General features: G+C 72.0%; 21 protein-coding genes. 5 read left to right on the forward strand and 16 right to left on the reverse strand.

Going from position 1 to position 22056, the window contains the following annotated elements; genetic code table 11:
• Positions 1-2: 2 nt before the first annotated feature.
• The 9 genes from secD to AB0O53_RS23560 all read right to left on the reverse strand — a co-directional run bounded on the left by secD (position 3) and on the right by AB0O53_RS23560 (position 8170).
• Positions 3-1781 carry a protein translocase subunit SecD gene (secD, locus tag AB0O53_RS23520; RefSeq protein ID WP_350996640.1) on the reverse strand — a complete coding sequence of 593 codons (1779 nt, stop codon included), beginning with the start codon at positions 1779-1781 and terminating at the stop codon, positions 3-5.
• 153 nt (positions 1782-1934) lie between these two features.
• Positions 1935-2378: a preprotein translocase subunit YajC gene (gene yajC / locus AB0O53_RS23525; protein WP_350996638.1), complete on the reverse strand. Its 444-nt coding sequence runs from the start codon at positions 2376-2378 to the stop codon at positions 1935-1937.
• A gap of 165 nt (positions 2379-2543) precedes the next feature.
• A complete protein-coding gene (gene ruvB / locus AB0O53_RS23530) occupies positions 2544-3617 on the reverse strand; it encodes a Holliday junction branch migration DNA helicase RuvB (protein WP_350996635.1) in 1074 nt (357 codons plus the stop codon).
• Between the two features lie 160 nt (positions 3618-3777).
• Positions 3778-4401 (reverse strand): Holliday junction branch migration protein RuvA, encoded by a 624-nt coding sequence (gene ruvA / locus AB0O53_RS23535; protein ID WP_350996633.1) that lies wholly within the window; start codon positions 4399-4401, stop codon positions 3778-3780.
• On the reverse strand, positions 4398-4946 hold the full coding sequence (gene ruvC / locus AB0O53_RS23540; protein WP_350996630.1) for a crossover junction endodeoxyribonuclease RuvC: 549 nt from the start codon (positions 4944-4946) through the stop codon (positions 4398-4400). Before ruvC ends, ruvA begins: the two co-directional genes overlap by 4 nt.
• Positions 4947-5149: 203 nt before the next feature.
• Complete coding sequence (locus AB0O53_RS23545; protein ID WP_136231582.1) at positions 5150-5902, reverse strand: YebC/PmpR family DNA-binding transcriptional regulator; 753 nt, start codon at positions 5900-5902, stop codon at positions 5150-5152.
• A gap of 57 nt (positions 5903-5959) precedes the next feature.
• Positions 5960-6553: a pyridoxal 5'-phosphate synthase glutaminase subunit PdxT gene (gene pdxT, locus AB0O53_RS23550; RefSeq protein WP_350996627.1), complete on the reverse strand. Its 594-nt coding sequence runs from the start codon at positions 6551-6553 to the stop codon at positions 5960-5962.
• A 7-nt stretch (positions 6554-6560) separates the two neighbouring features.
• The gene (gene pdxS, locus AB0O53_RS23555) at positions 6561-7478 is read right to left on the reverse strand and encodes a pyridoxal 5'-phosphate synthase lyase subunit PdxS (RefSeq protein WP_030656154.1); all 918 of its coding nucleotides are present in this window, start codon (positions 7476-7478) and stop codon (positions 6561-6563) included.
• A 149-nt stretch (positions 7479-7627) separates the two neighbouring features.
• Positions 7628-8170: a LemA family protein gene (locus tag AB0O53_RS23560; RefSeq protein WP_350996624.1), complete on the reverse strand. Its 543-nt coding sequence runs from the start codon at positions 8168-8170 to the stop codon at positions 7628-7630.
• A gap of 109 nt (positions 8171-8279) precedes the next feature.
• On the opposite strand from AB0O53_RS23560, the gene AB0O53_RS23565 reads away from it, so the two are divergent.
• On the forward strand, positions 8280-8867 hold the full coding sequence (locus AB0O53_RS23565; protein ID WP_350996621.1) for a hypothetical protein: 588 nt from the start codon (positions 8280-8282) through the stop codon (positions 8865-8867).
• A 53-nt stretch (positions 8868-8920) separates the two neighbouring features.
• Here AB0O53_RS23565 and AB0O53_RS23570 read toward each other — a convergent pair whose 3' ends face one another.
• Genes AB0O53_RS23570 through pgsA form a run of 3 tightly spaced genes read right to left on the reverse strand, consistent with a single transcriptional unit; the run spans position 8921 to position 11669 of the window.
• Positions 8921-10093: a glycosyltransferase family 4 protein gene (locus tag AB0O53_RS23570; RefSeq protein ID WP_350996618.1), complete on the reverse strand. Its 1173-nt coding sequence runs from the start codon at positions 10091-10093 to the stop codon at positions 8921-8923.
• Positions 10090-11004: a phosphatidylinositol mannoside acyltransferase gene (locus AB0O53_RS23575; protein ID WP_350996616.1), complete on the reverse strand. Its 915-nt coding sequence runs from the start codon at positions 11002-11004 to the stop codon at positions 10090-10092. The genes AB0O53_RS23570 and AB0O53_RS23575 overlap by 4 nt, the downstream gene beginning before the upstream one ends.
• Complete coding sequence (pgsA, locus tag AB0O53_RS23580; protein ID WP_031150249.1) at positions 11004-11669, reverse strand: phosphatidylinositol phosphate synthase; 666 nt, start codon at positions 11667-11669, stop codon at positions 11004-11006. Before pgsA ends, AB0O53_RS23575 begins: the two co-directional genes overlap by 1 nt.
• 301 nt (positions 11670-11970) lie before the next feature.
• Here pgsA and AB0O53_RS23585 point away from each other — a divergent pair, with 301 nt between their 5' ends.
• From AB0O53_RS23585 to AB0O53_RS23595, 3 genes are all read left to right on the forward strand, one after another.
• Positions 11971-14166, forward strand: coding sequence for an elongation factor G-like protein EF-G2 (locus AB0O53_RS23585; RefSeq protein WP_350996612.1), 2196 nt, complete (start codon positions 11971-11973; stop codon positions 14164-14166).
• A gap of 146 nt (positions 14167-14312) precedes the next feature.
• A complete protein-coding gene (locus AB0O53_RS23590) occupies positions 14313-15977 on the forward strand; it encodes an AbeC-like domain-containing protein (RefSeq protein ID WP_350996610.1) in 1665 nt (554 codons plus the stop codon).
• Between the two features lie 48 nt (positions 15978-16025).
• Positions 16026-16427, forward strand: coding sequence for a DnaJ family domain-containing protein (locus AB0O53_RS23595; RefSeq protein WP_350996607.1), 402 nt, complete (start codon positions 16026-16028; stop codon positions 16425-16427).
• 3 nt (positions 16428-16430) lie between these two features.
• On the opposite strand, the gene AB0O53_RS23600 is transcribed toward AB0O53_RS23595, so the two are convergent.
• Positions 16431-16991, reverse strand: coding sequence for an HIT family protein (locus AB0O53_RS23600; RefSeq protein WP_030830117.1), 561 nt, complete (start codon positions 16989-16991; stop codon positions 16431-16433).
• 70 nt (positions 16992-17061) lie between these two features.
• Positions 17062-19038, reverse strand: a complete 1977-nt coding sequence (gene thrS, locus AB0O53_RS23605; protein ID WP_350996604.1) for a threonine--tRNA ligase — start codon at positions 19036-19038, stop codon at positions 17062-17064.
• 610 nt (positions 19039-19648) lie between these two features.
• On the opposite strand from thrS, the gene AB0O53_RS23610 reads away from it, so the two are divergent.
• Positions 19649-20161, forward strand: a complete 513-nt coding sequence (locus tag AB0O53_RS23610) for a GNAT family N-acetyltransferase (protein ID WP_350996601.1) — start codon at positions 19649-19651, stop codon at positions 20159-20161.
• Here the strand turns inward: AB0O53_RS23610 and AB0O53_RS23615 are convergent.
• Both AB0O53_RS23615 and AB0O53_RS23620 read right to left on the reverse strand, forming a co-directional pair.
• Positions 20103-21341: a hypothetical protein gene (locus tag AB0O53_RS23615; protein WP_350996598.1), complete on the reverse strand. Its 1239-nt coding sequence runs from the start codon at positions 21339-21341 to the stop codon at positions 20103-20105. The two genes, AB0O53_RS23610 and AB0O53_RS23615, sit on opposite strands and share 59 nt — an antisense overlap.
• Positions 21341-21955, reverse strand: coding sequence for a DUF4365 domain-containing protein (locus AB0O53_RS23620; RefSeq protein WP_350996596.1), 615 nt, complete (start codon positions 21953-21955; stop codon positions 21341-21343). Before AB0O53_RS23620 ends, AB0O53_RS23615 begins: the two co-directional genes overlap by 1 nt.
• Positions 21956-22056: the final 101 nt, after the last annotated feature.

The following is a 22056-nucleotide window of genomic DNA, read 5'->3' on the forward strand; positions in this document are numbered from 1 at the left end:
TCTCACGCCTCCTTTGCTTCGACGGGGGCGGGTGCGGCGGTGCGCCGGGAGCTGCGCAGCGGGGGCTTGGCGCCCAGGCGCTTCGGGTCCAGCCCGGACCACGGGTGACCGCTGGCGAAGAACTTCGTACGCGCCAGCAGCGTCATGACGGGCTTGGTGAAGAGGAACACCACGACCACGTCGAGCAGGGTGGTCAGACCCAGCGTGAAGGCGAAGCCCTGCACCTTGCCGACGGTGACGATGAACAGCACCGCGGCGGCGAGGAACGACACGAAGTCGGAGACCAGGATCGTGCGGCGGGCGCGCGGCCAGGCGCGCTCGACGGCCGGACGCAGGGTGCGGCCCTCGCGGATCTCGTCGCGGATGCGCTCGAAGTACACGATGAAGGAGTCCGCGGTGATACCGATGGCCACGATCGCACCGCAGACGGCCGGCAGGTTCAGCGCGAAGCCGATGCCCTTACCGAGCAGCGCCATGATCGTGTAGGTCAGGATCGCGGAGACCAGGAGGCTGATGATCGCGATGAAGGCCAGGCCGCGGTAGTAGACCAGCAGGTAGACGACCACGAGCAGGAGGCCGATCGCACCGGCGATCAGGCCGGCGCGCAGCTGCTCGCCGCCGAGCGCGGCGGTGACGGTGGTGACGCTGTCCTCCTGGAAGGACAGCGGCAGGGCGCCGTAGGAGAGCATGTTGCCCAGGTCCTGCGCGGACTGCTGGTTGAAGCCACCGGAGATCTGTGCGTTGCCGCCGGTGATCGCGGTGCTGACGGACGGGTCGGAGATGACGTCGCCGTCGAGGACGATCGCGAACTGGTTCTGCGGGGCCTGCTTGGCCGCCAGCTCGCCGGTGACCTTCGCGAAGGCGTCGGCGCCGTGGTCGTTGAAGTTCATCGTGACGATCCACTGACCCGACTGCGGGTCGATCTCGCCCTTGGCGCTCTTGACGTCCTTGCCCTCGACCGCGGCCGGGCCCAGGATCCACTTGCCCCACTGCTCACCGCGCTGGCCGCAGGCGAGCGTCGGGTCGGTGGGCTTGACGCCCTTGCCGACGTTGGAGCGCTGCTCCTCGTTGGTGCAGTCGAGCGCGGCGAACTTGGCCTGCAGGTCCGCGGCGGCCGGGTCGGGCGCGGGGGCGCTCGCGGAGGGCGACGGGGCCGCCTTGTCGTCTGCCTTCTTCGACTCGCTCGCCGACGGCGTGGGAGTGGGCGCGTTCGGGGCCTTGAGGCCCTCGCTGAGCGCGCGGCCCTGGGAAGTGGCGCTGGACGACGGGGTGGCGGACGGGCTGCTCTTGTTCCCGTCCTGGGCCTTGGGGGCGCCGGAGCCGCTCGCGGAGGGGCTCGGGCTCTGGGCGCCCTCGGGAGCGGCGGGGGCGCCGTCCGCGAACGCGATGACCGGGCGGAAGTAGAGCTGGGCGGTGGTGCCGACCTGCTCGCGCGCCTGCTTCTCGTTCATCCCCTTGGGGATGTTGACGATGATGTGGTCGCGGCCCTGCGTCTGGACCTCGGCCTCGGAGACACCGAGTCCGTTGACACGGCGCTCGATGATGCCGACCGCCGTGTTCATGTTGGTCTCGTTGACGGCGTTCTCTTTGCCGGGCTCGCTCTTGGCCTTGAGCGTGATGCTCGTGCCGCCGGCGAGGTCGATGCCCAGCCGGGGAGTCGTCTGCTTGGAGATGAACATCCCCGCGGTGAGCGCCACCATCGCGATCAGGATGATCGCCAGGGCACGCCCCGGCCTCCCCTGAGCCCCCGTGGGCCGCCGGCCCTTCTTCGGTGCTGCCACCTTGTCGTTTCTCCCTGTCCAACCGCCCCGCGCCGGGTCAGCGCGCGGACGGCCACGAAATGTGTGGTGGGGACCCCTGCCCCCCGCAGAAGTGTCACTGACGGGGACCGCGCCGACCGCCGGTCGGGCGCCCGCACGGTCCCCGGCCGCGCGCTACTTCGCGCCGGCCTCGCCGTCGGTCTTGCCGTCCTCGGGCTTGTCCTCGCCCTTGGGCTCGTCCTTCTTGCCCAGGTCGAGCTTCGGCGCCTCGTCCTCGTCCTTGGTGAGGGAGGAGGCGTCGTCCGGCACGACGGGCGTGTCGGTCGTCACGTCGTCGATGCCGTGGACGATGCGGTTGTACTCCGCGTCCTCCAGAACGGCGCCGATGGCGTTCTTCGCGTAGATCGCGTGGACGCCGGGAGCCACCTCGAGGGTGACCGTGTCGTCACCGATCTCCTTCACCGTGGCGTACATGCCGCCGATGGTGCGGACCCCGGTGCCGGGCGTCATCTGGTCGCGCATCTGCGCGGCCGCCTGCTGCTTCTTCTTCGCGGAGCGGGTCATCAGGAACATCGCCCCGATGAGCACGATGAACGGGAGGAGTGTCACGAGATTCACGGGACGGAGATCCTTCGCACGACCGCACGCGGACGGCGGCCTTTTCTACGGGGGTGGGCACGCCGACCCGAAGGGTCGGCATCGGCGGAGTCTAGGCGAGTCCGCACCGATGGAACAACGCCCAGCATGGCACCGCAGTTCCTGAGGGGGCGAACCTCCGCGCCGTCAGGCCCCGAACAAGCCCTGTTGCCCCGTTGATCCACTTCCGCCGTGCTGCGGTGCGACAAGGCCCAGGTGAGCCCATGCGGCCGGGGTCGCTACCCGCCCCCTGGGCGTGCGCGCGAGCAGGCCCTCGCGGACCAGGAAGGGTTCCGCCACCTCCTCCACGGTCTCCCGCTCCTCCCCCACCGCCACGGCGAGGGTGGACAGGCCCACGGGCCCGCCGCCGAAGAGCTTCAGGAGTGCCTCCAGAACGGCTCGATCCAGTCGGTCGAGGCCGCGGGCGTCGACCTCGTACACCTGGAGGGCGGTGGCGGCGACCTCCCGGTTGATCACCCCGTCCGCCCGGACCTGGGCGTAGTCGCGCACGCGGCGCAGCAGCCGGTTCGCGATGCGCGGGGTGCCCCGGGAGCGCCCGGCGATCTCGGCCGCGCCGTCGGCGTCGATCTCCACGTCGAGGAGGCGGGCGGAGCGGTGGACGACGCGCTCCAGTTCCTCGGGGGCGTAGAACTCCATGTGGCCGGTGAAGCCGAAACGGTCCCGCAGCGGCGGGGGCAGCAGTCCGGCCCGGGTGGTGGCGCCGACCAGGGTGAAGGGCGGCAGCTCCAGCGGGATCGCGGTGGCCCCGGGCCCCTTGCCGACGATGACGTCGACGCGGAAGTCCTCCATGGCCATGTAGAGCATCTCCTCGGCGGGCCGGGACATGCGGTGGATCTCGTCGAGGAAGAGGACCTCGCCCTCCTGGAGGGAGGAGAGGATCGCGGCGAGGTCGCCGGCGTGCTGGATGGCGGGGCCGGAGGTGATCCGGATGGGCGCCCCCATCTCGGCGGCGATGATCATGGAAAGAGTGGTCTTGCCGAGTCCGGGCGCGCCGGACAGCAGGACGTGGTCCGCGGTGGCCCCGCGCTGCCTGGCCGCCTTCAGGACCAGGTCCAGCTGCTGGCGGACCTTCTCCTGGCCGACGAACTCCCCGAGGTCCTTGGGGCGCAGCGCCGCCTCGACGGCGGTGTCCTCACCGTCGGCTGCCGCCGCTACCAGCCGGTCCGGCTCGGTGGTGTCGGTTTCGTCGTCCCAGTTCACGGTGTCAGTCTGCCTTCTGCGTCTGTGCGGTGGTCGGTGCGGGGGCCGTGGCCGCGCGCGGACCGCACCGGGCGGGGAGCGTCCGGAAACGCTCCGGAGAGCAGCCCGGGGAACGGCGCAGGGGCGGCGGCGGGGCGCGGCCCGCGCGGCGGCGGAACGGTCAGCGGGCGCGGTTCAGGGACTGCAGGGCCGCCCGCAGCAGCTGGGGCACGGGGGCCGCGCCGCCGGCGGCGATGGCCTCCTCCGCCTGCGGGGTCACCGTCACCACGGCCTCCTCCGCGTCGCGGGAGGCGTAGCCGAGGCCGATCAGGGCGGCCGTGAGCTGCTCGGTCCAGGGCGCGGGCGCCGAGGCGACCGCGCGCTGGGCACCCACGACCGGGGCGGGGGCGCCCAGCTTGCCCTTGAGCTCCAGCAGCAGCTTCTGCGCGCCCTTCGGGCCGATGCCCGGCACCGCGGTCAGCGCCTTCGCGTCACCGGAGGCGAAGGCCGTCCGCAGGGCGTCGGGGCTGTGCACGCCGAGCATCGCCTGCGCCACCCGGGGTCCGACGCCGCTCGCGGTCTGCAGGAGCTCGAAGACCTGGCGCTCGTCGTCGTCGGCGAAGCCGTACAAGGTGAGCGAGTCCTCCCGGACGACCAGGGAGGTCGCCAGCCGGGCCTGCTCCCCCGTCCGCAGGCCGGCGATGGTGTTCGGCGTGCAGTGCACGGCCATGCCCACTCCCCCGACCTCGATCACGGCGAGGGTGGGGGTGAGCGCGGCGACCGCGCCGTTGACGAAGGCGATCATCGGGTACGGCCTTTCGGGGCGTGCGGGGCGGACCGGGCATGCTGGGCGACCGCCTGCTGGAGGCGGTTCTGGGCGGGGGCCCGCCAGATGTGGCAGATGGCGAGGGCGAGGGCGTCGGCGGCGTCGGCGGGCTTGGGCGGCTCGGCCAGCCGCAGCAGCCGGGTGACCATCGCGCCGACCTGGGCCTTGTCGGCCCGGCCGCTGCCGGTGACGGCAGCCTTGACCTCGCTGGGGGTGTGCAGGGCGACCGGTATGCCGCGCCGGGCGGCACAGAGCATCGCGACGGCGCTCGCCTGGGCGGTGCCCATCACGGTGCTGACGTTGTGCTGGCTGAAGACCCGCTCCACGGCCACGACTTCGGGCCGGTGCGTGTCGAGCCATTCCTCGATGCCCTGCTCGACGGCGACGAGCCGGTGGCCCAGCTCGGCGTCGGCGGGCGTCCGTACGACCCCCACCCCGAGCATGGTGAGGGGGCGGCCGGCCACGCCTTCGACGACGCCGACTCCGCATCGGGTCAGCCCCGGGTCCACGCCCAGTACGCGCACCGCGCCCCCTCTTACGGCTGAACCACCGCCGCTCCCGCGGAGGTGGCTGAGCACCGTCCTGGCTGCTCAAGTGATGGCTGCGGTCCGAAAACGGCGCACACCCGGTTGACGCCGTCAGGCTATCCGCCCGCACTGACAATGCGACGGCGGGCCGACAGGGTGTGTCCTGTCGGCCCGCCGGACCCGCTCAGCTCGCCGCAGCGCTACGCGTCGACCTTCTCCATGACCTCGTCCGAGACGTCGAAGTTGGCGAAGACGTTCTGCACGTCGTCGCTGTCCTCCAGCGCGTCGATCAGCTTGAAGATCTTGCGCGCGCCCTCTTCGTCCAGCTCGACCTGCATGGTCGGCAGGAAGTTGGAGTCGGCCGAGTCGTAGTCGATACCGGCCGCCTGGAGCGCGGTGCGGACCGCGACCATGTCGGTGGCCTCGCTGATGATCTCGAAGCTCTCGCCGAGGTCGTTGACCTCTTCGGCGCCCGCGTCGAGGACCGTCTCCAGGACGTCGTCCTCGGAGAGCTCGCCCTTGGGCAGCAGGACGACTCCCTTGCGGTTGAACAGGTACGACACCGAGCCCGGGTCGGCCATCGAACCGCCGTTGCGGGTCATGGCGACACGCACGTCGGAGGCGGCGCGGTTGCGGTTGTCGGTGAGGCACTCGATGAGCACCGCGACGCCGTTCGGACCGTAGCCTTCGTACATGATCGTCTCGTAGTCGGCGCCGCCGGCTTCGAGACCGCCGCCGCGCTTGACCGCGGAGTCGATGTTCTTGTTCGGGACCGAGCTCTTCTTGGCCTTCTGGATGGCGTCGAAGAGCGTCGGGTTGCCATCGATGTCGGCGCCGCCCATACGGGCCGCGACCTCGATGTTCTTGATCAGCTTCGCGAAGAGCTTGCCGCGCTTGGCATCGATCACGGCCTTCTTGTGCTTCGTCGTAGCCCATTTAGAGTGGCCGGACATCCGCCTGTCTCCTTCGCGTCACCAACAGTGTTCGTCTTCGATCCTACCGGGAGCTCGTCACAGACCCGCGCGCACCATCTCGACGAAGTACGCGTGGACGCGGTCGTCGCCGGTCAGTTCGGGGTGGAACGAGGTCGCGAGGACCTGTCCCTGGCGCACGGCGACCGTGTGGCCGTCGTAGGTGGCGAGCACCTCGGCGGCGCCGCCGACGGACTCGACCCACGGGGCGCGGATGAAGACGCCCTCGACCGGGCCGCCCTCGATGCCCGCGAAGTCGATCTTCGCCTCGAAGGACTCGTTCTGGCGGCCGAAGGCGTTGCGGCGCACGATCATGTCGATGCCGCCCAGGGTCTCCTGGTCCTCGCGGCCGTCGAGGAGCTTGTCCGCGAGCATGATCATGCCGGCGCAGGTGCCGTACACGGGCATGCCGGCGGCCACGCGCTCGCGCAGCGGCTCCAGCATGCCGAAGAGCACGGCGAGCTTCGACATCGTCGTGGACTCGCCGCCGGGGATCACCAGGGCGTCGACCTCGGCGAGTTCCTCGGGGCGCCGGACCGGCCTGGCCACGGCGTCCGCCGCGGCCAGGGCGATCAGGTGCTCCCGTACGTCGCCCTGGAGGGCCAGGACACCGATCACGGGGGTGTTCGTCATGTCGGGACTACCAGCCGCGGTTGGCGTAGCGCTCGGCCTCGGGGAGGGTGTCGCAGTTGATGCCGACCATGGCCTCGCCCAGGTTGCGGGAGGCGTCCGCGATGATCTTCGGGTCGTCGAAGAAGGTGGTGGCCTTCACGATGGCGGCGGCGCGCTTGGCCGGGTCACCCGACTTGAAGATGCCGGAGCCGACGAAGACGCCCTCGGCGCCGAGCTGGCGCATCAGGGCGGCGTCGGCCGGGGTGGCGACGCCACCGGCGGAGAACAGCACGACGGGGAGCTTGCCGAGCTCGGCGACCTCCTTGACGAGCTCGTACGGGGCGCGCAGCTCCTTGGCGGCGGCGTACAGCTCGTTGTTGTCGAAGCCGCGCAGCTTGGCGATCTCGTTCTTGATCTGGCGCAGGTGGCGGACGGCCTCGACGACGTTGCCGGTGCCGGCCTCGCCCTTCGAGCGGATCATGGCCGCGCCCTCGGCGATGCGGCGCAGGGCCTCGCCCAGGTTGGTGGCGCCACAGACGAAGGGGGTGGTGAACGCCCACTTGTCGGAGTGGTTGACCTCGTCGGCCGGGGTCAGGACCTCGGACTCGTCGATGTAGTCGACGCCGAGGGACTGCAGGACCTGGGCCTCGACGAAGTGGCCGATGCGGGACTTGGCCATCACGGGGATGGACACGGCCTCGATGATCTCTTCGATCATGTTGGGGTCGGACATGCGCGCGACGCCGCCGTCCTTGCGGATGTCGGCCGGAACCCGCTCCAGGGCCATGACGGCCACGGCGCCGGCGTCCTCGGCGATCTTCGCCTGCTCGGCGTTGACCACGTCCATGATCACGCCGCCCTTCAGCTGCTCGGCCATGCCGCGCTTGACGCGCGAGGTGCCGATCGCCGACTCGGCGGACTGGGGGGAGGTGGGAAGCGTGCTCACGGATTGACCTCACTCGAAAGGAAGACGGGTACTACTCGGCCGAGGAAACCTCAAGGGATCAGTCCACTACAAGGGCCAATATGGAGCCAGTGGCTCTTTCATTTGTCCCTCGTGGCCCTAGGAGGCCCGATCGGTCCCGGGGGTGTCGGCTAAGTGGGCCGGTCCGCAAGATCCGCCGGGGGCTCGTCGTCCATTTCGAAGGCCAGCGGGAACGGCGCGTGTCCGGCCAGTCTGAACCAGCGGACCTTGCGGTGGCGGCGCAACGCGCGGGCGGCCCGTACGGCGTCGTTGTGGAACCGGCGGGCCATCGGCACCCGGCGGACGGCCGCCGCCAGCTCCTCGGTGGCCTGAGCCCCGCCGGGAGCGGCCTTGAGTTCCTCGACCTGGTCGGCGTCGGCGAAGACCGCCCGCAGCGCCTGGCTCAGCTCGCTCTCGGCGACCTCGCGGTGGTCCTCCTCGGCCTGCCGGGCGGCGTGCGCGGCCTCGTACAGCACCAGCGAGGAGGCGGGGTCGAGCGCCCCGGAGGTGGCCACCTCCAGCACCACGGAGGCGCGCCGGACGAGCTGGGCGTCGAGCGCGGCCCGCGCGGCGTCCATCCGCGAGTGCAGCCGGTCCAGCCGGCCGGCGGTCCAGCTGAGGTAGACGCCGATCGCAGCCAGGGCCAGGGCGATCCAGACAAGGGTTTCGATCACGCTGCGCGACCTTACCGCTCCGGGGGCGCCGGTCTCCCATCGGCCCTGGCCGGGGCGGCTCCGCGAACGTAGGGTGCATGATCATCCACAACACCGGGGGACGAGACACATGGCGCCGTACCGCAGACCACTGGCCTTCGCACTGATCGCACTGGCGGTCGTCCTCGTGGCGACGGTCCTGGCCGCGTACCGCTGGGGTGGTCCGGACGGCGGCCTCGTCGTGCTGAACCGGGTGGGCACGCATTCCGTCGCCTTCGGCTGGGTGGCGCTGGCCGCCCTGTGCGGGGCGGTGCTGCTGGGTGTCCGCAGGCCGATGACGCGGGTGACGGTCGGGGTGCCGGTGCTCGCCCTCGGCGCCCCGGTCATGTGCATCGTCACCCTGCTGTCCATGCTGGGCGGCGGACAGGAGCAGGAGTCGAGCGTGGCGGCGCCGGGCCGGGAGGACCGGCGGCTGGTCGTCGAGACGGGCTCGGCCATGATCGACCCGCTGTGGTTCGTCTACGTCCACCAGGGCACCTGGCCCCGCGAGCGCCGCTGGGCCGTGGGGTACTTCAACGGCGACGCGACCGACAACGAGCTCCGCGAGGCCGTCTGGACCGGTCCGGACCGGATCCGGCTGACCACCTCGGGCGGCGAGGTGCACGAGGTGACCGTGGCACCCGGCGGACGGCCGGACCGGACGGTCAGCGTCGGCTGACGGGCCGCCCGCGCCCGGCCGGGCACCGGTTCCGGCCGGTCACCGCCGGCCGGTCAGCCGGTCCGGGTGTCCTTCGAGAAGCCCAGGCGGGTGCGGAGCGGGACGCGCTCGTCCGCGCCCACGGCCGCCGCGCCGTCCGTGACCGTCTCGTAGACGGCCAGGATGTCGGCCCCGACCGTGGACCAGTCGAAGCGGCGCACGTGCGCCGAGCCGCTGGCGCTGAGCCGCGCCCGGCGCTCGGGGTCCCGCAGGAGGGCGATCGCCCCGGCCGCCAGGGCGTCCGCGTTCTCGTTGGCGAAGAGGTCGCCGGCCCCGCCCTGGTCCAGGACCTGCGCGAAGGCGTCCAGGTCGGACGCCAGTACCGCCGCGCCCGCCGACAGGGCCTCGACGAGGATGATCCCGAAGCTCTCGCCGCCCGTGTTCGGGGCCACGTACACGTCGACGCTGCGCAGCAGCCTCGCCTTGTCCTCGTCCGAGACCATCCCGAGGAACTCGACGCGAGAGCGGAGAGCGGCCGGCAGCGAGGCCACCGCCTCCTCCTCGTCGCCGCGGCCCGCGACCAGCAGCCGTACGTCCGGACAGGCCTCCACGATCTTCGGGAAGGCGGCCATCAGCACGGGCAGGCCCTTGCGCGGCTCGTCGATGCGGCCGATGAAGCCCAGCGTCTGCCCGCCCCATTCCGCCTTGGGCTCGGCCTTCGCGAAGAAGTCCACGTCGACGCCGTTGGGGATGACCACCGCGTCGCCGCCGAGGTGCTCCACCAGCGTGCGCCGCGCGTACTCGCTCACCGCGATGCGCGCGCTGATCTTCTCCAGCGCGGGCTGCAGGATCGGGTACGCGGCGATCATCGCCCGGGAGCGCGGGTTCGAGGTGTGGAAGGTGGCCACGATCGGTCCCTGGGCCGCCCAGCAGGACAGCAGTCCCAGCGACGGCGAGGCGGGCTCGTGGATGTGGATGACGTCGAAGGTGCCGTCGTGCAGCCAGCGCCGGACCCGGGCCGCCGACAGGAAGCCGAAGTTCAGCCGGGCCACGGACCCGTTGTACGGGACCGGCACGGCCCGCCCCGCGGAGACCACGTACGGCGGGAGCGGGGTCTCGTCGTCGGCCGGGGCCAGCACCGACACCTCGTGGCCGAGGCCGATCAGGTGCTCGGCCAGGTCCCGGATGTGGAACTGGACGCCGCCCGGCACGTCCCAGGAGTACGGGCACACGATGCCGATCTTCACTGGCCGCGCTCCCCCAGGTCCTCGAGGTCGTCCAGCCAGAGCCGCTGCAGCATGTGCCAGTCCTCCGGGTGTTCGGCGATCCCCCACGCGAAGGCGTCCGCCACCGCCTGGGTCATGACGGTGGTCTTCTCCGCCCGGGTCCCCTTCTTCGGGACCTCGACCTCGGGGTGGATCCGGCCGTACATCTTCGGCGTGTCGCCGTAGTACAGGGTGGCCGGGAGCAGCACCGCACCCGTCTGCTGGGCCAGCAGCGCCGGTCCGGCGGGCATGCGGGCGGTGGCACCGAAGAAGTCGACCTCGACCCCGGAGGCCGACAGGTCCCGGTCCGCGACCAGGCAGACCAGGCCGCCGGAGCGCAGCCGCCGGGCGAGGGTGCCGAAGGCGGCGCCGCCGCTGTGCGGCAGGACCTCCATGCCCAGGCTCTCGCGGTAGGCCACGAAGCGGTCGTAGAGGGACTCGGGCTTGAGGCGCTCGGCGACGGTGGTGAACGGCACCCCGATGTGGCCGATGGCCCAGGCCCCGGCGAGGTCCCAGTTGGCGAGGTGCGGCAGGGCGACGACGACCCCGCGCCCGGAGGCGAGGGCCTCGCGCAGGATGTGCTCGTCCTTGAACTCCACGTCCGTGCCAAACCGCTTCGGGTCCATGGTCGGCAGCCGGAAGGACTCCATCCAGTACCGCATGTACGAGCGCATGCCGGCCTGGGAGAGCTCGCGCAGCCGCTCCGGGCCGGCGTCGGGCACCACCCTGGCCAGGTTCGACTCCAGGCGCAGCACGCTCTTGCCGCGGCGCTTCCACGCGAAGTCCGCGATCCGTCGGCCGAGGGCCACGGCGGCCGGCTCGGGCAGCTTCTTGACCCCGGCCCAGCCGAGCCCGTACAGGCCGTCGACCAGCTTGTCCTGTGCGGTGCCCATCAGGCGGCGCCCCCTTCGGAGGCGGCCGCCGCGGCGTCGGCCTCGGCGGACTCCCGGCGTACGGTGACCACGCGCTGGATCAGCGTGACGAGCGAGCCGACGGCGACCACCCACAGCGCGATCGGCAGGAGGACGCCGATCCAGGACGGCACCCCGAAGGTCTGCAGTCCGGACAGGCCGGCCGCGACCAGCGAGATCACCAGGCGCTCGGCGCGTTCGATGAGTCCGTTGACGGCCACCGGCAGCCCGATCGACTCGCCGCGCGCCTTGGTGTAGGACACCACCTGGCCGCTGGCCAGGCAGAAGATCGCCACCGCGCACAGCGCGTTGTCGTTGCCGGAGCCGGCGTACCAGAGGGCGAGGCCGCCGAAGATCGCCGCGTCGGCCACCCGGTCGAGGGTGGAGTCGAGGAAGGCGCCCCAGCGGCTGGAGATGCCGGCCTGGCGCGCCATGTTCCCGTCGACGAGGTCGGAGAAGACGAAGAGGGTGATGGTGATGGTGCCCCAGAAGAACTCCCCGCGGGGGAAGAAGACCAGCGCGCCCGCCACCACTCCGGCCGTGCCGATCAGGGTGACCGCGTCCGGGCTCACCCCCCGCCGGAGCAGAAATGCGGCGAATGGCGTGAGAACACGCGTGAAGAATGCACGCGCGTACTTGTTCAGCATGGCCTTCCCGGAGGGTCGCTGGGCCGCACGGCCACCACGGCCACCGGCTGGCCCATCGTAGCCAGCACGCCACCGCCGGAGCGCCGCGCACCCACCGGTTCTCGCCCGTAAGGCGTTCTTCATGCCGTGGACCGCCGCCCGTGCGCCACGGGTACGGCCCCGGTACGCCGCCCGTACGTCCCCGGTACGACGTATGGACGCGGTGTGACAGCAGTGCAAAGCTCGTAGAACCGCGCATTCCTCATGCGCGGGGACAAGGAACCCACCCTCCTCACCGTCACCACCGGGAGGCACGAGCACCATGGGAGCCACATCACACCAAGCCGGAGCCGCCGGCAGGGCACTGACGGCCGACCGCCCCTCGTCCCTGCGGAACGTCGTGCTGGTCGGCCACAGCGGATCCGGCAAGACCACACTGGTCGAAGCCCTCGCCCTGACCGCCGGAGCGGTCAACCGGGCCGGTCGGGTCGAGGACGGCGCCACCGTCTCCGACTACGACGAGATCGAACACCGACGACAGCGCTCCATCCAGCTCTCCCTCGTCCCCGTCGAATGGGACGGGATCAAGATCAACATATTGGACACCCCCGGATACGCCGATTTCGTCGGGGAACTCAGGGCCGGTCTGCGCGCGGCGGACGCGGCCCTTTTCGTCGTCTCGGCCTCGGACGGGATCGACGGCGCCACCCGCATGGTCTGGGACGAGTGCGAGGCCGTCGGCATGCCCCGCGCCATCGTCGTGACGCACCTGGAGGCCGCCCGCTCCGACTACGCGCAGATGACCACCGTCTGCGGCGAGATCTTCGGCGCGGACGACCCCGATGCGGTCATCCCCCTCTACCTCCCCCTGCACGGCCCCGCCGGGCCGGACGGGCACGCCCCCGTCACCGGCCTGCTCGGCCTGCTCTCCCAGCGCGTGTACGAGTACGCCTCCGGCGCGCGCGTGGAGCGCGACCCGGACCCGGCCGAGCTGGACCTCATCACCGGGGCCCGCGCGCGCCTCATCGAGGGGATCATCGCCGAGAGCGAGGACGAGACCCTCATGGACCGCTACCTCGGCGGCGAGGACATCGACCTCAAAACCCTCGTCGACGACCTGGAACGGGCCGTGGCCCGCGGCACCTTCCACCCCGTCCTGATGGCCGCCCCGGCCGCCGACGGCGCCCGCCAGGGCCTCGGCACCGTGGAACTCCTCGAACTGATCACGGGCGGCTTCCCGACGCCGCTGGAGCGCCCCGCCGTCACCGTCACCCGCCCCGACGGCTCCGCCCGCCCCGACGTCACCTGCGATCCCGCCGGACCCCTGGTCGCCGAGGTCGTCAAGACCTCCTCCGACCCCTACGTCGGCCGCGTCTCCCTCGTACGCGTCTTCTCCGGCACCCTGAACCCGGAGGAGACCGTCCACGTCAGCGGGCACGGCCTGGCCGACCGGGGACACGAGGACCACGACGTCGACGAGCGGATCGGGTCCCTGACCGCCCCCTTCGGCAAACAGCAGCGCGTCCTCGGCCGGTGCATCGCCGGGGACCTGGCCTGCGTGGCCAAGCTCAGCCGGGCGGAGACCGGCGACACCCTCTCCGCCAAGGACGACCCGCTCCTCATGGCGCCCTGGACCATGCCCGACCCCCTGCTCCCCCTCGCCATCGAGGCCCACAGCAAGGCCGACGAGGACAAGCTCTCCCAGGGCCTGGCCCGGCTCGTCGCCGAGGACCCCACGATGCGGCTGGAGCAGAACCCGCACACCCACCAGGTCGTCCTGTGGAGCCTGGGCGAGGCCCACCAGGACGTGGCCCTGGAGCGGCTGCGCACCCGCTACGGCGTCCAGGTCGACCCGGTCCCGCACAGGGTGAGCCTGCGGGAGACCTTCGGCGGCAAGGCGGCCGGCCGCGGCCGGCACGTGAAACAGTCCGGCGGCCACGGCCAGTTCGCCATCTGCGAGATCGAGGTGGAGCCGCTCCCGCCCGGCAGCGGCATCGAGTTCGTCGACAAGGTCGTCGGCGGCTCCGTGCCCCGCCAGTTCATCCCGTCGGTGGAGAAGGGCGTGCGCAGCCAGGCCGCCCGCGGGGTCGCCGCCGGCTACCCGCTGGTCGACGTGCGCATCACCCTGCTCGACGGCAAGGCGCACTCGGTGGACTCCTCCGACGCCGCCTTCCAGACCGCGGGCGCCCTCGCCCTGCGGGAGGCCGCGGCGGAGGCCCGGATCGACCTGCTAGAACCGGTCGCCGAGCTCGACGTCCTGATCCCCGACGAGTACGTCGGGCCCGTCATGAGCGATCTCGCGGGCCGCCGCGGCCGCGTCGTCGGCACCGACCAGGCGGGGGCCGGGCGCACCCGGGTCCGCGCCGAGATCCCCGAGATCGAGATCGGCCGCTACGCCGTCGAGCTGCGCTCCGTCTCGCACGGCACCGGCCGCTTCGCCCGGGCGTACGCCCGGCACGAGCCGATGCCGCCCCAGATCGCGGAAAAGGTGCGCGAACAGGCGGAGAAGGGAACGTAGTCGGAGGAGCACCGGAGTGGCGCCCGCCCAACCGGCTTGCGGCGGGCGGCATTTCCCTGTCCCATGACCATGGGGCGGGTTCCGCGGATAGGCTTTTCGGCGCATCGAAAGAGCACGAACGCACGGCGATGGGGGTGGGGGCAGCGGTGGCGGACGACGGATTCGACTTCAGGCCCGGCGCGCAGATTCCTCTGCAGAACGGCGGGGGGCAGACGGCGGCGACCAACGCCCTCGCCTCGGCCGCGTACCGCGACGGCGGCAAGGACACCAAGCTCGACGCCATACTCGGGGCCAACAGCGAGAACCACCCGGCCACGGTGAAGCCGCCGAAGCTCTCCCTCTTCGAGCCCAGCCTCGGCGAGGCCTTCTGCCGGGCCGTCGAGGCCCGCACCCTGGGGTCCGGCCGCAAGCCGCTCATCCAGTCCTTCGGCGCCGACCCGCAGACGGTCGTGGAACACTGCCTGGCCGCGTCCCGCATCCGCAAGGAGCGCGACCGCAGGCTCCGGCTGATCATGCTGGTCTGCGGTGTGCTGTTCCTGCCCGGGCTGCTGCTGTGGCTGGGCCTCTTCCAGCTCCGCAAGTCCCTGGCCTCCAAGCAGGGCAAGCACTCCTGGCTGGGCACCGCGCTCCTGGTGGGCATCGGTGTCGTCGCCGCCGTCCTGATGTTCCGGCTGCCGCTCACCGGCTTCCTGGGCCTCTACGCCCGCGGCATGATCATCGCTCCCGCGCTGGGCTGGCTGCTGGCCCGTCGCACCTGCGAGTCCACCGCGCGTGACCTGCGCGAACGATGGGACGGGCTGCTGTCCGGGGGCGGGGTCGCCGCCAAGATCCCGGAGGCCGTTCCGGGCAACCCCGACGAGAAGGCCCGCGAGGACCTGCGCCACCAGCTCGCCAAGCTGACCGCGGAGGACCGCAGCAACCAGGTCTTCTACGCCGGCCCCAAGGGCATCCTGGGCATGGGCACCCGCTGGGGCAACTGGCAGATGGCCGAGGAGCTCGCCCCGAAGGACGAGGCCAAGGAGATCCACCCCTTCCGCTCCTGGGACGTCATACGCGCGATCGACGCCCAGCTGCGCAAGCTGGAGCGCGGCCCGCTGCACACCGGAGGCTTCCCGCCCGCCGCGATCCAGCACTGGATCGTCACCCCGATCGGCGAGGGCGCCGGCGAGGTGGCCCGCCCCACCGGCGAGAACGTCGACGCCTTCCTCGTCAAGCCGCACGAGGTCACCCGTATCTGCAACGAGCAGCAGTTCAACGCCGGGAACCGGCACTACCTGGGCATCCAGTACCCGCTCTGGGACGGCCAGCTGATCATCAACATGCTCGTGACCGTGACCGTGCTCTACAAGACCCTGCGCGTGGACGTCACCGCGCACGCCCTCGGCCCCGTGCACGGCCTGTTCACCACGAAGTCCAAGGCCCCGGTGGTGGAGGTGCCCAAGAGCATCCGCTTCTGGGAGACCGTGGAGAAGCCGCTGCCGCTGGTGGACGCCCAGGAGGTGGTGCGGCTCGCCGTGCGGGCCCCGCTGACCTGGTACCCGCCGGTCCTGGAATTCTTCGGCGGCAAGCTGGTCCTGCCCGAGCCTTTCGGCCTGCGCCACGTCTGGGCGGGCTCGATGTGGCGCCACCGGTTCATGGCCGACGACGCCCTGCGCACGGTGGCTCCGGTCCTGCGGTCGATCCACGCGGCGACCTTCAAGGTGCTGGAGGAGAACGGCGTGGACACCGATCGCTTCACCAACCGCTCCTCGATCATGAGCGGCCTCGTCCAGGAGCCCTCCCCGCGCAAGGCCGACGTCTACGACGCCTAGTTAGGGTGGAGGAGGACGGAGACGGGGAGACGGCCCGAGGAGGCAACCGTGACCGAGCGCAAACCGCCTGGCGTGGACTTCGAGTCCTTCGTGGACCGGCAGATCCGGCAGGCCGCCGCACGCGGCGACTTCAAGGAGCTGCCGGGCTTCGGCAAGCCGATGGCCTCGCTCGACGCCCCCTACGACGAGCTGTGGTGGATCCGGGGCAAGATGCACCGCGAGGGCTTCGCCGCCCTCCCGCCGGCGCTCGCGCTGCGCAAGGAGGCCGAGGACGCCCGCGAGGCGGCTGCGGCAGCGCGCACGGAGCGCGAGGCGCGGGCCCTCCTCACCCAGGTCAACGAGAAGATCCGGGCGGCCCTGCGGATGCCCCCGCCGGGCCCTCCTCTCAACCTGAAGGAGTTCGACGTCGAGGCCGAACTGCGGGCCCGGCGCGAGGGGCACGCCGCGTAGGGGTCAGCCCACGGGCCAGGCGTCGGCGAGCATCTGGCGGGTGTCCGCCAGGAGCTGGGGCAGCACCTTGGTGTGGCCGACCACCGGCATGAAGTTCGTGTCCCCGCCCCAGCGGGGCACGATGTGCTGGTGCAGGTGCGCGGCGATGCCGGCGCCGGCCGCCGCCCCCTGGTTCATGCCGATGTTGAAGCCGTGCGCGCCCGAGGCCTTGCGGAGCGCGACCATGGCCCGCTTGGTGAGGTCGGCCAGCTCGGCCGTCTCCGGGGCGTCGAGTTCGGTGTAGTCGGCGACGTGGCGGTACGGCACGACCATCAGGTGGCCACCGTTGTAGGGGTAGAGGTTCAGCACGGCGTAGACGTGCTTGCCCCGCGCCACGACCAGCCCGTCCTGGTCGGACATCTCCGGAATCCCGCAGAAGGGACAGCCGTCCCCGGCCTCCGGGCCGGTCGGCTTGTTCTCCCCTTGGATGTAGGCCATCCGGTGGGGCGTCCACAGACGCTGGAACGCGTCCTGCGTGCCGACCCCGATCTGCTGCTCCGGCTCAGTCGTCATGGCATGCAGCATATGACCTTGCCCGGACGGACGAGGAAGGCCCCCGGAAAGTGATCACTTTCCGGGGGCCCGAGGGTGCGGATCAGACCTGGACGCGGTCCGCGACGACCTTCGCCAGCTTGGCCAGCGCCTCGTCCTTGGCGATGCCGTTCTCCTGCGAACCGTCGCGGTAGCGGAAGGAGACGGTGCCCGCGGCCATGTCCTCGTCACCGACGATGATCATGAACGGGACCTTGAGCTTCTGGTGGTTGCGGATCTTCTTCTGCATACGGTCGGAGGAGGCGTCCACCTCGACCCGCAGACCCTGCTTCTTCGCCTCGGCGGCGAACTCCTGCAGGTACTCGACGTGCCCGTCGCCGATCGGGATGCCGACGGCCTGGACCGGCGCCAGCCACGGCGGCATGGCGCCCGCGTAGTGCTCCAGCAGCACGGCGAAGAACCGCTCGATCGAGCCGAACAGCGCACGGTGGATCATGACCGGCCGCTGGCGGGAGCCGTCCGGAGCGGTGTACTCCAGGTTGAAGCGCTCCGGCAGGTTGAAGTCGAGCTGCACGGTCGACATCTGCCAGGTGCGGCCGATGGCGTCCTTGCACTGCACCGAGATCTTCGGACCGTAGAAGGCGGCGCCGCCCGGGTCCGGGACCAGCGGGAGGCCCTGCTTCTCGGCGACCTGCGCGAGGACCGCGGTCGCCTCCTCCCACGCCTCGTCCGAGCCGACGAACTTCTCCGGGTCCTTGGTGGACAGCTCCAGGTAGAAGTCGGTCAGGCCGTAGTCGCGCAGCAGGTTCAGCACGAAGGTGAGCGTGGTGTCGAGCTCCTGCGCCATCTGCTCACGGGTGCAGTAGATGTGCGCGTCGTCCTGGGTGAAGCCGCGGGCGCGGGTCAGACCGTGGACGACACCCGACTTCTCGTACCGGTACACGGTGCCGAACTCGAACAGGCGCAGCGGCAGTTCGCGGTAGGAGCGGCCACGCGCGTCGAAGATCAGGTTGTGCATCGGGCAGTTCATGGGCTTGAGGTAGTAGTCGGTACCACCGTCGAGCTGCATGGGGGGGTACATGCCCTCCGCGTACCAGTCCAGGTGGCCGCTCTTCTCGAAGAGGGCGCCCTTGGTGGCGTGCGGGGAGTAGACGAACTCGTAGCCCTCCTCCTCGTGCCGCTTGCGGGAGTAGTCCTCCATGACCCGACGGATGATGCCGCCGCGCGGGTGGAAGACGGCGAGGCCGGAGCCGATCTCGTCCGGGATGGAGAAGAGGTCCAGCTCGTTGCCGAGCTTGCGGTGGTCGCGCTTCTCGGCCTCGGCGAGGAAGTCGAGGTGGGCCTTCAGCTCCTCCTTCGACGGCCACGCGGTGCCGTAGATGCGCTGGAGCATCGGGTTCTTCTCGCTGCCGCGCCAGTAGGCGGCCGCGTTGCGCATGAGCTTGAACGCCGGGATGGTGCGGGTGGTGGGCAGGTGGGGACCGCGGCAGAGGTCCTTCCAGCACAGCTCGCCGGTCTTGGCGTCCAGGTTGTCGTAGATGGTCAGCTCGCCGCCGCCCACCTCGACGTTCGCGCCGTCGTCGGTGGACGCGGAGCCCTTGATGCCGATGAGCTCCAGCTTGTACGGCTCGTCGGCGAGCTCCTCGCGGGCCGCCTCGTCGGTGACGACGCGGCGGGAGAAGCGCTGGCCGCGCTTCTGGATCTCCTGCATCTTCTTCTCGATGGCCTTCAGGTCCTCCGGGGTGAAGGGCCGGGCCACGTCGAAGTCGTAGTAGAAGCCGTTCTGGACCGGCGGGCCGATGCCGAGCTTGGCCTCGGGGAACAGCTCCTGCACGGCCTGCGCCATGACGTGGGCGGTCGAGTGGCGCAGGATGTCGAGGCCGTCCTCGGAGGAGATCTCCACCGGCTCGACGGTCTCGCCGTCCCGCACCTCGTAGGCGAGGTCCTTGAGCTCGCCCGCGACGCGGGCGGCGACGATGGTGCGCTCGCCGGCGAAGAGCTCCGCCGCCGTAGTGCCCGTGGCCACCACGCGCTCGTCCCGCTCGGAATCGCGTTGGATGATCACACGGACGTCTGACACCGGTCTCTCCTGACTCAGGGGATGCGCGAGCGAACGCTGCGCGCCTGAATCGTACCGAGCCGAGTGGCTGCGCCGCTAAACGGTTCCTCCGGGGCTCCGCCCCACCCCGCCCCCACGGCAGGGGCACCCCCGCCGAGCCACCCCGGGCTCCCGCCCCGGCAGAGGCAGCGTTCGGGCTTCGCCCGAACGGGAAGGCCGCCCGGGGCGGGGGGTGGGGCGGGGTCCCCCCGGGTTCTCTCCTCGGCTCGCGAACCCTGGCCGAGCCGGTCTGCTGGTCAGGGGTGGTTCGCTCGACCTGCGGGGAGAACCCGGTGTGCCCCCGCCCCACCCGAAGGGACGGACCCGGACCCGCCCGTGGGGTGGGGACGCTCCGGGGTGTCCCCGCAGGCCGAGCGAACCCACCGCCGGCCGGCGGGCCGATCCGGCCAGGGGTTCGCGAGCCGAGGAGACACCCCGGAGCGGCACCGGCCCACCCCGGAGCCCCGGCTCGCGACCCGAACCGCCATGCACCGCGCAGCGGCGGGCGGCGGAGGGGCGGCGGAAAATCCGGGCCCGCCGCCCGGAGCCGGCGGTAGCGTGGGGAGCCGCCCCAGCCCCCGGAGGGACCCCCATGCCGAGTCCGCACGTACGCCCGCTCGACCTGGGCGACGACACCACGGCGGCAGCCGTGCACCGGATCGGCCGGGACGCCTACGCCGTCGAGGCCGAGCTCATCGGCTTCGACGGGATCCCGGCCCTGCGCGAGAGCCTCGCCGAGATGCGCGCGCAGGAGCTGCGCTGGGTCGGGGCCGTCTCCGAGGGCGGCGAGCTGGCCGGCTTCCTCGCCTGGGAGGAGGCGCCCGACGGCGCCGTCGGCATCGACCGGCTCTGCGTGGCCCCGGCCTTCTTCCGCCGCGGCGTCGCCTCCCTGCTGCTGCGCCACGCCCTGGCCGAACTCTTCCCCGGCCGCCCCGTGCAGGTCACCACGGGGGCCGCCAACACCCCCGCCGTCCGCCTCTACGAGGCCCTCGGCTTCACCCGCGGCGCCGACTTCTCCCCCGCCCCGGGCCTGACCATGGCCTCCTTCAGTCGTCCGACGGAAGGACGTCCGACGGGTCGAAGGACTCGTCCAGGGACTTCATGAGGCGGTCCCGCTCGACCTCGTCCAGCGGAACGGGGCTCACGTCCGTGGCGTCGGTGAGCCGGCGGAAGCCGCCCCGCCGCTGGAGCCGTCCGCTGATCCGGATCGGCAGGCCCACCAGGTGCGCGTGTCCCGCCACCCGGTACGCCTCCTCGTCGAGCGCGGCGCGTACGTACGGGACCTCCGCTCCCGTGAGGACCCGCAGCCGGACCGTGCCGCCGCCGCCCGGGGCCGAGCGGCGCATCCGGACCACCGCCCCCGCGACCCGCACCTGCACGGCCGGCTCGTCGCGGGTGTAGCGCGCCGCGGCCTCCCGCAGGACGGGCAGGTCGCCCGGGGAGAACTCCACCGGCTCCGGCCGGGCCGCGCAGCCCGCCGGCACCCCGGCCGCGGGCGCCCAGGCCAGTGCGACGCGCGCCCCCTCCGACCCGCGCACCAGGGCGATCAGCGCCTCGGCGAGTTCCCGGCTGACCCCGGCCGCCACGGCGGCGTCGAAGGCCTCCATCCCGCCGGTGGCCCGCCGGTAGTCGACGGCCTCGCGGGCCGCGTGCAGCGCGTGGTGCAGTCGCGTCACGGTGCCCCGCCCGCCGTCCACGGGCACGTACGCGCTCAGCCGCCGCCCGCCCGGCTGCGGCCCCACCAGCACCGCGTCCAGGACCCGTTCGGCCTGGGCGCGGTGGCGGGCGCCGTAGTAGCCGGCCCGGGCCCGCGCCGCGAGCGCCCCCGCCAGCAGCAGTTGCCGGGCGGCCGAGCGCAGTTGCTCCTGCACGGTCCAGGCGGCCTCGCCCTCCAGTCCGTACGCCCCCGGCGGGACCTCCCGCTCCCAGCGGATCTCGTCGCTGGGCACGCTCAGCCCGTAGAGCACCTCCCGCGCCGACGGCAGCGTGCTGTGCGCCAGCGCGGTCAGCGCCTCCTCCAGTAGATCGGCGCAGTCGGGAAAACCGCGGTTCTCGGGGACGAGCAGGCTGGTACCCCCGTACCCGGGCGGTGTCCAGCGCCCGTACCGGCCGGCGGCCCCGCCCCGGCGGAGCCAGCCGTGCCGGTGCAGCAGCGCGCCGAGCACGGCCGGGTCGACCTGCGCGGGGTCGGGGGCCGCGGAGGAGTGCGCGAAGTCCGGGAAGTGGCCGGGGCGGCCGTGGTCCGGGGGCAGCAGTGGTTCGAGGTTCGACGGGTGCCAGTGCATCAGGGTGTCCCTCCCGACCCGACCCGGGTCATGATCTCGCACAGCGCCCGGTCGTCGAAGATCCGCGCGGTCGGGATCCGTACGGTGGTCCGGCGCCGGCCGGTCACGGGGTGTCCGGCGAGATTGGTCCAGTAGCAGCAGTGCCGCAGGTCGAGCCGGTCGTGTCCGGCGGCGAGCCACTGGTCGCGCTCCCGCGGGACGAGCATCACGACGAGGATCTTGTGGACGGCGACCGGGGTGCGGGCCAGCTTCACCAGGTGCTCGTTGTCGAGGGTGAAGGCGAAGGTGGGCCCGGGCGGCCGGGGCGGTACCTGGTAGGTCGCCTTCAACTGCACCTTGACGGTGACCTCGTCGTCGACGACGTGCTCGGGGGCGCCGTGGCTGACGTGCCAGTCGACGCCGTTGTCGGGGAAGGGCTGGGACAGCGAGCAGCCGGCCGCGGCGGCGACGGCGTGCAGGTATCCCACCTGGAGGGTCTCCATGCAGGCGGTGGTGGCGAGTGTGCCGCGCAGCGGTACGGCCCGCGTCCCGTCCGGCGCCTGTGCGCCGCTTGCGGTCCGCGGATCGATCTGCCCCGCCAGCACCCCGCCCGGTTCGGGCTGTGCGAGCGCCATGGCCGGCTCCCCATGCCTTCCGGGCTCTGCCTTCGGTGGGTGGGTGGGTGACGACCGGTCATGTGTACGGTCCCCCAGGGTTGTTGTCTCCGCACCCGGGT

This window comes from Streptomyces erythrochromogenes (assembly GCF_040684695.1).
In the GTDB taxonomy this organism is placed as follows: Bacteria; Actinomycetota; Actinomycetes; order Streptomycetales; family Streptomycetaceae; genus Streptomyces; species Streptomyces erythrochromogenes_C.